The sequence below is a fragment of the Eubacterium callanderi genome (assembly GCF_900142645.1).
GTDB classification, from domain to species: domain Bacteria; phylum Bacillota; class Clostridia; order Eubacteriales; family Eubacteriaceae; genus Eubacterium; species Eubacterium callanderi.
On record NZ_FRBP01000003.1, the window covers coordinates 101,109 to 113,975 of the forward strand.

Sequence of the window (12,867 nt, forward strand, 5' to 3'; positions counted from 1 at the left end):
GAGACAGGGCTGTGCCCCATCTCCGATATCTGTCGTTTAAAGTCCAAGCTCCTGAACTTTTTCCTCGGTTGGCACACCTTCTGTGCTCCAGCCGCGCACTTCATAGTATTCTTTCAGCATGACGTCAAGCTCAGCCACTTTGCCCTTTGCCGGGCCTTCCGGCAGGGCTTCGCGCAGTAGTCTTGGCGGCAGAGTATCTTTCTCAACACCTGCTGCAATATTAAACTGCTTTTCAATGTTCCAGATCCGTTCTCCCTTTAACAGGAATTCCTCATCCGTCTCATCTGAGCCTACAGCCTCGCGGTACTGCGCCGCAATCTCAGGCAGGCCGATGCCAAAGGTTGTGAACAGGCAGATGCCGCTGGAATCTACCGCTGCTGTGAGATCCTGGAAGGTCTTGAGAAGCGGCGCCTTGCCTTCAGTCACAAGCGGATCGGTCTTTAACGGAATCCCCAGAACCTCAGGTGAGGTCAGGTAACCACGGACATGGCAGCCTCCACGGTTGGAGGTCGCATATTCAAGGGCCATCCCCTGGACAGCGCGTCCATCATAAGCGGGCATTTCCTGTTTTTTAACGGACATGGACAACTCTGGCGCACCGTGTTTTTCTGCCAGGCGGTACGAGCCCTGAGCCAGCTCAACACCAAAGCCTTCCATTTTTCCTGTGAGCTCTGTCAGATCAACCATGGCCTGTGCGTCGCCAAAGGGCAGCGGACGGCCAATTTCTTCCTCACTCAGAAGCCCCTTTTCGTAAAGCTCCATGGCACAGGCAATGGTAGAACCAAGTGTGATCGGGTCCATGCCATACTGGTTACAGAGGAAACTGGCTTTGCAGATAGCAGCCAGATCATTGACACCACAGTCTGCACCATAGGACCAGCCGGCCTCGTATTCTGGGCCTTCACCCATGGACTTAAACGGCCCGTCCGGGATTCTGGTCACGCGGCCGCAGCCAATGGAGCAGCCAAAGCAGCCCTTGTTTTTAACCAGATAAGAATCGACCAGCGCTTCACCAGAGGTATCATCTGCCTTATCATAGACACCGCCGTCACGCCAGTTGCGAAGCGGCAGGCCACCGACTTCGTTGATCATATTGACCAGAACCTCAGTGCCATAGGTCGGCAGTCCTCCACCCGTAACGGGGTGTTCCTTGAGCTTGGTACGGGCATCGGTCATCGCTGCCATAAAACCTTCAGGCCGCGCCACTGTTACCCCGCCGCTTCCGCGAACCACTACAGCCTTTAGCTTTTTGCTGCCCATCACAGCGCCCATACCACCACGGCCTGCTGCGCGGTGCTTGTCATTCATGATGGCAGAATACAGGCAGCCCTGTTCACCGGTCGGGCCAATACAGGCGACACGCGCGCCTTCTCCGCAAGCTTCCTCCAGTGCTTCGGTCGTTTCATAAACGTCCTTCCCCCAGAGGTCTGAGGCATCTCTGAGCTCCACTGTGTCGTCATTGATATACAGGTAAACCGGACGGTCACTCTGGTTTTCAAAAATAATTCCGTCATAGCCTGCAAATTTCAGTTCGGGGCCAAAATGACCGCCGGAGTTTGAAGCGCCGATGGTTCCTGTCAAAGGCGCCTTTGCCACGACCTCATACCGCCCGCTGCAGGAAGCAGCCGTACCGGTCAACGGTCCTGTCATAAAAATCATTTTATTATCCGGACCAAGCGGGTCTACCTGCGGGTCTACCTCGTCACAGAAATATTTTGTTCCCAGGCCACGCGCGCCAATAAAATCATGGGCGGCCTGCATGTTAAGCGGTTCCTTTTTGATGGTTCCTGCTTCCAGATCAACGCGGATTAATTGTCCCATCCATCCATTCATCGTTATCCCTCCAATCCATAAACGTCTTTCAGCTGATCCGCAATGGCCTTTTTACGTTCCATTTCAACCGCTTCGCCATAGACAATGGCGCCAGACGGACAAAACTTGGCACATTTTGGATCGCCGTCACACAGATCGCATTTAAACACTTTTCTCTTAACCGGATTAAAGCTGATGTTGCCGAGCGGGCAGGCGTTCATACACATTTTACACACGATACATTTTGCTTCATCCATAACAAATGCACCGTTTTCATTCCTTGAGATCGCGCCCACCGGACACACCTTCATGCAAGCTGGTTCCTCACATTGCATACACATCACAGGAATGGTTACGGCTGCTTTTTCATAATCCATCACTGTTACATTTGACAATGATGGATTAAATTCCTGATAGTGTCCAAAAGAACAGACCAGTTCGCAGGTTCTGCAGCTTATGCACTTTTCAGGTTTAATCATGAGTTGTTTGCTCATACGCTTCTGGATACTGCCGACGCAGTACCCTCACACCTCCTTTGTGGTAAGTTTACAAAATGAGAATCGCTTTGTGTCCTGGAATTCAGGAAAACACAAAGCCCGCAGAAATAGCTTTATACATAGTAAAAGCAGTTTCTACGGGCTCCTTTGCAAAGATGGCAGACAACAGGGTTGCCCCTGTTACCCATTGGCTGGAAAGGCCCCGGAAGGGTCTTTCCAGCTTCAGAGCAATTCTATTGTTATCATTATCATAGCACATTTTTAAATTCTTGTAAACGTCTTAAAATTTTCTAAAGATTTATTTTTTCTTTTTTATCAAATTTTTGTTTGACAAATATTTTTGTCAATGTTAAACTATTTTTGACAAGAATATTTGTCAAGATGACAAAAATCATATACAAAGGAGGCCTGAGCATGCCCCTCAAAAACCGATTAAAAGAGTTCCGGGCCCGAGATAAAATCAATCAGTCAGAGCTTGGTAAGCTGGCCGGTGTATCCAGGCAAACCATCAGTTTAATTGAACGCGGAGATTATTCTCCTTCCGTAACGCTGGCGCTTAAAATTGCCCGGATTTTTAATACCTCCGTTGAGGACATTTTTACCTATTCAGATGAGGAGGACTCAGAATGAACACGCACAAAAACCACCTGAAAGATTACAGAATCAAACAAAAGCTTACGCCCGCACAGCTTGGCGAGCTGGCTGGCGTATCCAGGCAAACCATCTTTTTGATCGAGGAAAACCTTTATTCTCCCTCTGTCCGGCTTGCCGCAAAATTCGCAGATATTTTCAATACTACCATCGATTCCCTTTTTACCCATACCCTCGAGGAGGAAAAATGACATGAAAGCAAAAGAAAGCAAACACATTTACCTGAAATTTTTTACCCTGATCATCATATGCGGCTTTTTAGGCGGGCTGGCTGGCTTCCTGCTGAACTATCCAGGCTTTGACATTGTCGATAGCGTACAGCTGCTTCAAAACAACATTCTGGACTACGGCCTATATATATCTTCTGCCGGTTCTGTTGTTTTAATGCTCATCACCGCTCTGTTTTACCTTTCCGCAAGAAATACCTACAGACAGCTGGAAACAAACGATTCGGATGCACTTTATGAAAAAGCCGACCACCTCTGTGATACAGGGATAATCTTTGGCAACATCACGCTGATTTTCACCTTTGCTTTTTACGGTATCAATGTCAGCGGCATACACAATAACAGCTCCACTTCCCTTTTATGGGCACTCGCGGCATTTTTACTGCCAGTTATCTTCTGCGTTATCTTCCAGATTCTCTTTGTGAATCTGACCAAAAAGATGAATCCGGAAAAACAGGGAAACCCGCTGGATTTAAATTTTAAAAAGATCTGGATGAACAGCAATGATGAGGCGGAAAAATTCATTCTCTACAAGGCTGCCTATAAAACCTTTCAAATTATGCAGATGGCCTTTCTCATTGTCATGGTGCTGCTCATGTTTGCGGCCCTGACCACCCCCATTGGCGCGTTTCCTTTTATGATCATTGGTATTTTATGGGGACTGCAGAGCACACTGTGCTGCATCTTTTCCATGAATCTTCAAAAAAGCAAAAAAATAGACAGTGATGACTGTTAAACCAAAAAGGAGGTGCGCCGAAACGGCGTACCTCCTTTTTATCAGGCCTTCACTGCGTTCTTAATGCTTAAATCCATCCATTTCCTGCGTTTCCAACGGACTAAAAACATGGCAGCTCTCAGGATTTCATCACAGGCCATGGCGATCCATATCCCGATCAGTCCCCACCCCAGTATAATGCCTAAAACATAACACAGAACCACCGATACAAACCATTGTGAGCCAATACCAAGGGCGATGGGAAACAGAATGTCATTGGCCGCCTGAAGTGAGCGGACCATCACCATATTTACCGCACGGCCAAGCTCCAGAAAAATATCAATGAACATCACCTGCTTACCGAGGGCAATAACTTCCGGGTCAGAGGTGAAAAAACCAAAAATCTGATCACTGAACACAAAGAGCAGAAGCGCCACGCAGAAGGATACCAGCACAGATGACCGGAGTGTGGCCTTTACACGCCTGTCCGCATTGTCATACTCCCTCGCTCCAATCATATAGCCCACTAAAACCTGGGAGGACTGGGAAATTGCATTGCTGTACAGATAAGTGATCATGGCAAACATCACCGCATACACACGAGTTGTAATGACCACCGCGCCGCAGAGATTCACAAATCCCATTGTCACTGTCTGGCTCAGCGTCCAGGAAAGTGTCTCACCACCCGAAGGGATCCCGATAAACAGAAGCCTTTTAAGCATGGCGGACGGGAAAGGCCGCAATGTTTTTAAGGACATTCCCGGTTTGATTTTTTTAACGAACAGGCAGACAACAATCACCACCCCAACAAGCTTGGCGATGTTGCTTGAGATGGCGGCTCCAGTTACACCAAGAGGTGCCGGCAGGCCAATGCCGTTGATCAGAATGTAGTTCCCCCCAATGTTGAGCACATTCATAATAATGGAGACAAACATGGTTTCTTTCATCAGACGATTACTCCTGAAAATAGCCGAAAAGGTCAGAAATACAGCCTGCAGAAAAAGGCCCGCGCCAATAATCCGCGTGTAGGCAACCGTTTCGGGCATAATGGCGTCTGGCACCTGCAGCATATGATAGATGGACTCTGTAAAAAACAGCAGAATCGCGCTGATGATCACTGAGAAAACCAGGTTGACGATCAATGCCAATGTATAGATTGTCGACACATTTTTATAATTTTTTGCGCCCATGTTCTGAGAAACCAGAATCGTGGTCGCAAGGGAGATGATACTGAAGGAAATCAACAGGACATTGATAATCTGGTTAGCGTTCCCGATGGCGCCCACACCGGTCTGCGACACCTGTCCTACCATCATCTGGTCCGTATTCCCCACCAGCATCTGCAGAAAAAGCTCCACAAAAATGGGCCATGTCAGCTTGAATAAGGATTCTTTTTTTGTATTTTCCGGAAAAGTTGTGGTCATTTTTACTCCTGTCATATAATAAATTGCTTTGTTATTATAGCATAAACAAGGGTCGGATAAAGCTTTCGGTTTGAATTTGTGCACGTTTACGGTCATTAAATTATCAATTTTTAACGACCCTGATTTTTCTTTCTGTTTTTCTTTCATTTGAGAACAAAATATTTTCCTTTATTGTCTTTTGTAAAAACACCTTTCTTCTGTTGATGAAAACGTTAATAAATATTTGCATCAAATGAACATTAATCTATCTTGAGAATTTTACGAAAATTGAATAAAATAATATTAATTTTATTAGTTAAGGGAGATTACTATTATGGCAAATCGATTCGTTCTAAATGAAACATCATATCACGGCAGCGGCGCAATCAATGAAATTGCAACCGAAGCAAAGGCGCGCGGCTTTAAAAAGGCCTTTGTCTGTTCTGACCCTGATTTGGTGAAATTTAATGTGACAAAAAAGGTAACGGATATTCTTGACGAAGCAGGACTTGATTATGAAGTTTACTCTGAAATCAAGCCGAATCCCACCATCGAAAACGTACAGACTGGTGTTGCAGCCTTTAAGGCTTCCGGCGCAGACTATCTGATCGCCATCGGTGGCGGCTCCTCCATGGATACCGCAAAAGCCATTGGTATTATCATTACCAATCCTGAATTTGAAGATGTCCGCAGTCTGGAAGGTGTTGCCCCGACAAAGAATCCCTGTGTTCCGATTTTTGCCGTTCCAACCACTGCCGGTACCGCAGCAGAAGTCACCATTAACTACGTTATTACCGATGTCGAAAAGAAACGTAAATTTGTCTGTGTCGACGTACATGACATCCCGGTCGTTGCCTTTGTAGATCCGGACATGATGTCCAGTATGCCAAAGGGTTTGACCGCTTCCACAGGTATGGACGCCCTCACACACGCCATCGAAGGCTATACAACCTTGGGTGCCTGGGAGCTTTCAGATATGTTCCACTTAAAAGCCATTGAGATCATCGCACGTTCCTTAAGGGGTGCTGTCGAAAACACTCCTGAAGGACGCGAAGACATGGCACTCGGCCAGTACGTCGCGGGAATGGGCTTTTCCAATGTTGGTCTCGGCATTGTCCACTCCATGGCCCATGCCTTGGGCGCTGTTTATGACACGCCACACGGTGTTGCCAACGCGATCCTTTTACCCTCCATCATGGAATATAACGCGCCTGAAACCGGCGAAAAATACAGATACATCGCGCAGGCCATGGGTGTTGAAGGCACTGAGAGCATGTCCCAGGAAGAATACCGAAAAGCTGCTGTGGATGCGGTTCGCCAGTTGTCAATCGACGTCGGTATTCCTCAGGATTTAAAGGAAATCGTCAAGGAAGAAGATATTCCTTTCCTCGCACAGTCCGCATTTGATGATGCCTGTAAACCTGGCAATCCAAAAGATGCCAGCCTGGAAGACATTGTTGAACTGTACAAAGCTCTGATGTAAATCCTTTTTTACCATTCATTCTCCAACAATACCTCATCAAAAAAGAACCCACCAGATCATCCCTCCAGTGGGTTCTTTTAATATTTATTAACTTTCCTTTTTAAAACGTGCAAGACCAAGCCGCAGGGTAAGGCTTCCCCATTTAAAAAGCTTTTCTCTCAGTGTTACCGGTACCTTTCCATTGAAAAAAGACATGTCTCTGGAAATAAACCGATCATAAAATAGCTCCCGCTGCTCACATCCTTGACAGAGCTGTGAGCACTGCGCCAAGAGCTCGTAGCATTTATGCCTTTTCGCTTCAACTTCATCTACCCCCAGTGCTCGCAGTAATGCTGTATTACAATAGATAATGTCGTAAGTCTCCGCATTGATGATATAAACAAAGCTGTCTAATTCGTCCAGGATAGCTGTGTCCATATTAAAATAAGCATGCTGCTTTTGAAACTGCAACGCATGATAAACTGCATAGGTGTTTTTACCTCTGCATTTCGCCACATACAGAGCCGCATCTGCGTTTTGGTAAAGCGTTTTAAAGTCCCTTATCGCTTCCTCTACAAAAGCAATCCCCACAGATACCGTAATCTTTTTATCCTGAACCTCCAGCTCGCTAAGACGATCGCAAAACTTTTGCGTCAGACTGCAGATATCACTTTCATAATCCTCGCCCGTCACAAAAACAAGGAATTCATCACCACCAAGGCGCCCTGTAAGTGCCTTGTCACCAAAAACCTCTGGGATTATCCGTCCAATTTCCTTTAAAACGTGATCCCCCTCTGTATGTCCGTAAAAATCATTAATCTGTTTAAAATTATCAATATCCGCTATGAGTATAGCCGACACACCCTTGTCCAAAACGCTGATCTCTAAGCTCTGCTTTACCATTTCTTCAATGGTTTCTCTGTTATAAAGCCCTGTCAAAAAATCCTTCTGTGCTTTGAGTAAAAGTTTGTCAATACGTTTTTGTTTTCGTTTTTCCTCCTCAATATTTTCGGAGGTACCGATGGCTTTCATGGGCTGTCCGTCCTCGTCCAGCACCACCGTATAGGTAATGCGGTACCAGCAGTACTTGCCGTCTGGTTCCTGAATCTGTACCTCCGCCGAGGTTTTGAGCTTGCCCCCGCTGATATCCTCATAAAGCCGCAGATACTCACCGAGGGATTCAGGGGACACATAGCCCTTTGTCACGCTTTCGTCAGGCATATTGGGATACACCAGGCGCCGGCTTCCTTCTTTGTTCCACTTAGTTTCCTTTATCAGGCACTTTGTCTTTATATCATATTCCCAAATGCTTATATCCAGATGCTCAATGGCGGCTTTAAAGCGTTCTTCAGAAAGCTTCAGCTTTTCTTCTTTTTTCTTGAGCTCAGAAATATCAGTAAAAATACCATGGTAGACCATACAGCCTTCATCGGTTCCGTAAAACTCAGCCGAAAAATTGATCCAGCCAAATCCACCGCCTCTATTTACTGATCTGAAATCAATGTTGATGGGCAGCCGCTCCGCTGCGCTTTTATAAACTGCGTTAAAATAGTACGCCCTGTCCTTGGCATATATCAGTTTCAAACCGTCCTCACAGGTCAGCAGCCTCTGGTACTCCTTTTCCTCATAGCCCAGAACCTTTGCGAGTCCAAAGCTCATGTACTTTGTTTCAATATTTTCCCCATTAATTTTTAAGACGACAACATCACCTGGCGTACTGTTCAGCACAGTTTCAAACTCATTCTGAAGCTCAACCTGCTCGGTAATGTCGATACAGGCGCTCACGATAGCCAGCCGGCCATCCTCCGCGCGCACCACCCGCCCCCGGTCAATAACCCAGAAATAACTGCCGTCCTTGCGCAGCGTGCGGTAGCGGACAGTATACTCGTCGCCTTCCTTATCTTTTGGCCCGACTATCTGTGCAACATACTCGTGATCATCGGGATGAATCGTATTGTTGACAAAGCCGCCAGTACCCTCTATAAAATCATCATAGGAATCATAGCCCATGATCTCAAGCATTTCCTTATTGATGAAGTAGAGCGGAAAGCCAGGCTCACAATAGCCGCCGATAAGTCCATTTGGTGATGACTCGCCCAACAAAGAGAGAACAGCCTGCTGATTTTCCTTTTTTAAATTTGAAAGGGATTTTTCTTTTTGAAGAATTTGGTTTTCCATTTCCTTTTCTCTGGAAATATCCTCAACCAGGCCAACTGCCCTCACTGGCTTTTGCGTTGAATCATAGATATTGGTCAGCGTGATCCTGTTCCAGAGATAACTGCTGTCATATAGTTTAACCCGCACCTCGCAGCTTGCTTTGGGAGCGCCTTTAAATATCTTACGGTACATCTCCAAAAAGCACACTTTTGAATCCGGATGGATCACACCTTCATCGACCAGGCTGTTCGGCACATTGACAAGGTGTGGCTTCAACCCGTATTTTTTCGCAAAATAATCTGAATAATCAATGGTTCTTTTCTCAATATCAAAATCAAAAATCGTATTGTTGGTCGCCTCCATGGCGATCCGGAACCGCTGCTCCGAAAGGCGGAGCGCCTCCTCAGACTGCTTCTGCTTTGTCACATCAATAATCGACGCATAAAAGAGCTGGCGATCTCCCCGATCCGCCAGGAAAAAGAGGCGCATGTACATCCACATGTATTCACCGTTCAGCCGTTTCCGCCTGAACTGAATATCTATTCCCTTTTCAGGCGTTTTTGGCGCTCTCTGCAGCGCGTCGAGGACAATGGGCTTATCCTCATCAGGTACGCGGTCCAGAATGTGACGTCCGTTCGTTTTTAAAGCCTCCGCATTACAGCCCGTCGCCTGGTAATACCCCTCATTGACTCTTAAAACCTCAAGATTGCCCTGGAAGTACTCATAAAAAGCCACACCGCCTATCAGATTATTTAAAAGCGATCGGGTCATACTGTCCGAATGCACCAGCTCATCATAGCTGATCGTATTGCTCTTTTCACGTTCCATTCCCGAAAAATCAAGTTTATCGGCATCCTGTAATAACAGCGCTTCAAATTCATCTGTGGGCATGGGCTTATAGTAGTAATATCCCTGGGCATAGTGACAGCCAATATCCAAAAGAAAATCAACCTGCTCTTTTGTCTCTACCCCTTCTGCAATCACACTGAGGTCAAGCCATTTTGTCATCCGGACCACCGATTCCAGAATATTGCCGGCACGGCCCTTTAAATGTTCCATGTCGGAGAGAAAGCGCATGTCGATCTTCAGCACATCGACATTGATATCCTTCAAAATGTTGAGTGAAGAATAACCGCTGCCAAAATCATCCATCAAAATGGTAAAGCCCAGGTCGCGAAGCCTGTTCACAAGGCTCAGCAGCTGATCCAGATTTTTGGTGTAAGCACTTTCGGTAATCTCCAGCTCCAGCAGATATGGAGGCAGATTATACTTCTTCACCATATTTGCCAGCAGGTCGCTCAGCCCCTGATGGTACAGATTAACCCTCGAAACATTTACCGAGGTTGGTATGGGCTGGTGTCCATTATCAATCCAGTTTCTCATTAAACGGCAGACTTCTTCCCATACATAAGCATCGAGCTTTAAAATAAAACCATTCCGTTCAAAAACAGGAATAAAGGCCGCAGGACTGATAATGCCCTTTTCCGGATGAATCCACCGGACGAGGGCTTCACAGCCGACAATTTTATTGGTGCGCATATCGCATTTTGGCTGTATGTACACCTGAAACTGGCGTTCTGCCAGAGCATGAGCCATCTCGTTAACAATTTCCTGTTCCTCAATCAGCGAGCTTCTCAGATGATTGTCATAAACGGCCGCACGTTTCAGGTAGTTTCCCTTTACAGAGTTGAGCGCAAGGATCGCCCGGTCACACATCCTGCTGACTGGGAGGTTCACATCATCAATATGATATAGGCCTGCAGCTATGGATATCTCCATATCCAATGGGTATTGCTCCAGACTATCCGTCAGCCTCTGCGCAGTACTGTCTGCATCACCCTCCATATCCGGCAGCAGGATAGCAAATACATCTGCCACAATGCGCCCGGCACAGCCTGCCTTTTCCGCTGCCCAGGTATTCAGCTCATCGCCAATATACTGGAGCAGACGATCCCCCTCCTCTGCACCGAACAGGTCATTGATAACCTTGAAACGCTCAATGTCAAAACAGATAATGCTGTATGCTTTTTCAGGAAAACCCATTAAAATTTCATGGACATTTTTGTAAAAGGTATCTTTGTTCAACAGCCCTGTCAGAGAATCATATTCTTCCAGAGTTTTTAAATTACTTTGAAGCGAGGTATTTCGGACACGCTGCCTGATCATACGCGGATCAAGGGGCCTGGGCAAAATATCCGTCGCGCCAAGTTTGAGGGCCTGCTCCTCCATGATGGGATTGTCCGCATCTGTCAGCACTAAAACACCTGTCCCCCGCGATGCCTGTATGTCCCATAGAACAGTCCGAAGCGCCGTCGGCATTTCATTAAACAAAGCATAACTAAAAATAATCACTGCCACCGTTGACTTATTCTGTTGGAGAAACCTCAAAGCGGCATCGTTTTCTTTTGAGACAACAACTTGGTAGCTCTTGTTTAAAACATTGTCCAGCAAAGTGTTTTCAGCAGGATTTTCATCGACAACTAAAACTGTCTTACCAATCATTACTTTACCCCCGGCGTCCATCATGCCAATAAATTTCAAATATTAATTATATTATAGTATAAATAACCCTCAAAATAAAGTTAAAACGATTCTGATGCTTTGTATGTCTTAATTTTTGCTGTTATTCCATCATCGGCTGTGTTAAAATAGTGTACAAGTCTAAATTTGAAATTATTGACAGGAGCCTTTTAAATGAAGTCTTTTAAAGCATCTGTATCGAACGATCTCCAGGATCTGTTACTGCTCAATAAGAAATATAACCGTTTCAGCATGGGGCCTTCCGAGCCGCTGCGCATTGTGAGCTATTTTGTTCTTATCTATACTGTCTATGCCCTCTTTATGGTCTATCTGCAGATCAAGCTTTTTGCAGGCGGTTATTTTGTCTATCTCGGCCTGTTTGCTTTTCGCCTGATCAGCGGTGTGCTTGGCGCTTTGTTCTTCCTCGGAAAATTCAACCCGCTGCTCATCAGGCTCTTGGCTCATTTCTGGCCAGACCGTTACTTTTCAGTAAGAACCTTTACCTTTACACCCAAAAAGCTTGAAATTCTCTTTCGCGATAAAAAGGTGATCTTTGCCTATGGCGAAATCATTAAATGCGACATGACCGAAAGCCTTATCACACTGCAGACAAAATACCAGAACTTTGTGATCCATGAAAATGACATGACCCAGGGCACCTGGGCCGAATTCAAGAGCTTTCTGAAAGGCAAAAAGGATCAGTTCAACAAAGACCCAAAACTGTTCCGGAAAGAGGCTTTAAAGGATTTATAGAAAAGCCGCCGGCAATTTAATATGACCCCTTCAAAACTTTACTTCGTAAGTACCCGCATCTTATTCTTAAGAGCAAGATGTTTTACTTTAGAAGGAACAAAATTGTGATGAAATTAATTGTAATCGTATGGCAAACCATGTATAATATAATTGTTAGTATCTGTTTGGCAAATTGGTAGATTATATTAGAAAAGGAGATTAAAATGACTCAGACAGGTAAACTATTGGAAATGGCCAAAAAAATGGCCGAAGCAGCCGAAAAAAAGGCTGTTGAAATTGATGTACCCATGGTAATTGCAGTATGCGATATGGGCGGAAACACCGTTTTAGTCCACCGCATGGAGGATTCTTTACTGGCAAGTATCAGTATTGCTCAAAACAAGGCCTACACAGCCGCTTCATTAAAAATGCCGAGCTCTGTTGCAGGGGATGCTGCAAAGGAAGCCGGAGAACTCTTTGGTCTTGGTAATTGCTGTGAAGGCAGAATTGTGACATTTGGTGGTGGATTCCCGATTATAGACGGAGATCGCATCATTGGCGCCATTGGTGTCAGCGGCGGCAGTGTCGCTGAAGACGAGAGCGTTGCCCAGGCAGGACTTGCGGCTCTCTAAGATATTCTTTTGATATAAAAATCTGCCCCCAACCTCAAAATTTCAAGTCTGAGGTTGGG

Annotated in this window: 10 protein-coding genes and 1 riboswitch; of the genes, 6 read left to right on the forward strand and 4 right to left on the reverse strand. The window is 45.8% G+C overall.

Features of this window, described 5'->3' with window-relative positions:
* Window positions 1-36: 36 nt before the first annotated feature.
* Together BUC22_RS04365 and BUC22_RS04370 are read right to left on the reverse strand one after the other, a co-directional pair.
* Window positions 37-1,833 carry an aldehyde ferredoxin oxidoreductase family protein gene (locus BUC22_RS04365; protein WP_073382410.1) on the reverse strand — a complete coding sequence of 599 codons (1,797 nt, stop codon included), beginning with the start codon at window positions 1,831-1,833 and terminating at the stop codon, window positions 37-39.
* A 2-nt stretch (window positions 1,834-1,835) separates the two neighbouring features.
* Window positions 1,836-2,291, reverse strand: coding sequence for a 4Fe-4S dicluster domain-containing protein (locus BUC22_RS04370; protein WP_013380058.1), 456 nt, complete (start codon window positions 2,289-2,291; stop codon window positions 1,836-1,838).
* A 144-nt stretch (window positions 2,292-2,435) separates the two neighbouring features.
* Window positions 2,436-2,549: riboswitch (molybdenum cofactor riboswitch) on the reverse strand.
* 174 nt (window positions 2,550-2,723) lie between these two features.
* On the opposite strand from BUC22_RS04370, the gene BUC22_RS04375 reads away from it, so the two are divergent.
* From BUC22_RS04375 to BUC22_RS04385, 3 genes are read left to right on the forward strand one after another with little or no spacing between them, the layout of a single operon-like run.
* The gene (locus BUC22_RS04375) at window positions 2,724-2,939 is read left to right on the forward strand and encodes a helix-turn-helix transcriptional regulator (RefSeq protein ID WP_013380055.1); all 216 of its coding nucleotides are present in this window, start codon (window positions 2,724-2,726) and stop codon (window positions 2,937-2,939) included.
* On the forward strand, window positions 2,936-3,151 hold the full coding sequence (locus tag BUC22_RS04380) for a helix-turn-helix transcriptional regulator (protein ID WP_013380054.1): 216 nt from the start codon (window positions 2,936-2,938) through the stop codon (window positions 3,149-3,151). The genes BUC22_RS04375 and BUC22_RS04380 overlap by 4 nt, the downstream gene beginning before the upstream one ends.
* 1 nt (window position 3,152) lies before the next feature.
* Complete coding sequence (locus BUC22_RS04385; protein ID WP_013380053.1) at window positions 3,153-3,923, forward strand: DUF3169 family protein; 771 nt, start codon at window positions 3,153-3,155, stop codon at window positions 3,921-3,923.
* 41 nt (window positions 3,924-3,964) lie between these two features.
* On the opposite strand, the gene BUC22_RS04390 is transcribed toward BUC22_RS04385, so the two are convergent.
* Complete coding sequence (locus tag BUC22_RS04390) at window positions 3,965-5,326, reverse strand: MATE family efflux transporter (RefSeq protein ID WP_041690170.1); 1,362 nt, start codon at window positions 5,324-5,326, stop codon at window positions 3,965-3,967.
* Between the two features lie 313 nt (window positions 5,327-5,639).
* Here BUC22_RS04390 and fucO point away from each other — a divergent pair, with 313 nt between their 5' ends.
* A complete protein-coding gene (fucO, locus tag BUC22_RS04395; RefSeq protein ID WP_013380050.1) occupies window positions 5,640-6,788 on the forward strand; it encodes a lactaldehyde reductase in 1,149 nt (382 codons plus the stop codon).
* An 87-nt stretch (window positions 6,789-6,875) separates the two neighbouring features.
* Here fucO and BUC22_RS04400 read toward each other — a convergent pair whose 3' ends face one another.
* Window positions 6,876-11,426 carry an EAL domain-containing protein gene (locus tag BUC22_RS04400; protein WP_070081168.1) on the reverse strand — a complete coding sequence of 1,517 codons (4,551 nt, stop codon included), beginning with the start codon at window positions 11,424-11,426 and terminating at the stop codon, window positions 6,876-6,878.
* Window positions 11,427-11,618: 192 nt separating this feature from the next.
* Between BUC22_RS04400 and BUC22_RS04405 the strand changes: the two genes are divergently transcribed.
* Together BUC22_RS04405 and BUC22_RS04410 are read left to right on the forward strand one after the other, a co-directional pair.
* On the forward strand, window positions 11,619-12,197 hold the full coding sequence (locus BUC22_RS04405; RefSeq protein ID WP_013380047.1) for a hypothetical protein: 579 nt from the start codon (window positions 11,619-11,621) through the stop codon (window positions 12,195-12,197).
* A 203-nt stretch (window positions 12,198-12,400) separates the two neighbouring features.
* Window positions 12,401-12,808 (forward strand): GlcG/HbpS family heme-binding protein, encoded by a 408-nt coding sequence (locus tag BUC22_RS04410; RefSeq protein ID WP_013380046.1) that lies wholly within the window; start codon window positions 12,401-12,403, stop codon window positions 12,806-12,808.
* Window positions 12,809-12,867: the final 59 nt, after the last annotated feature.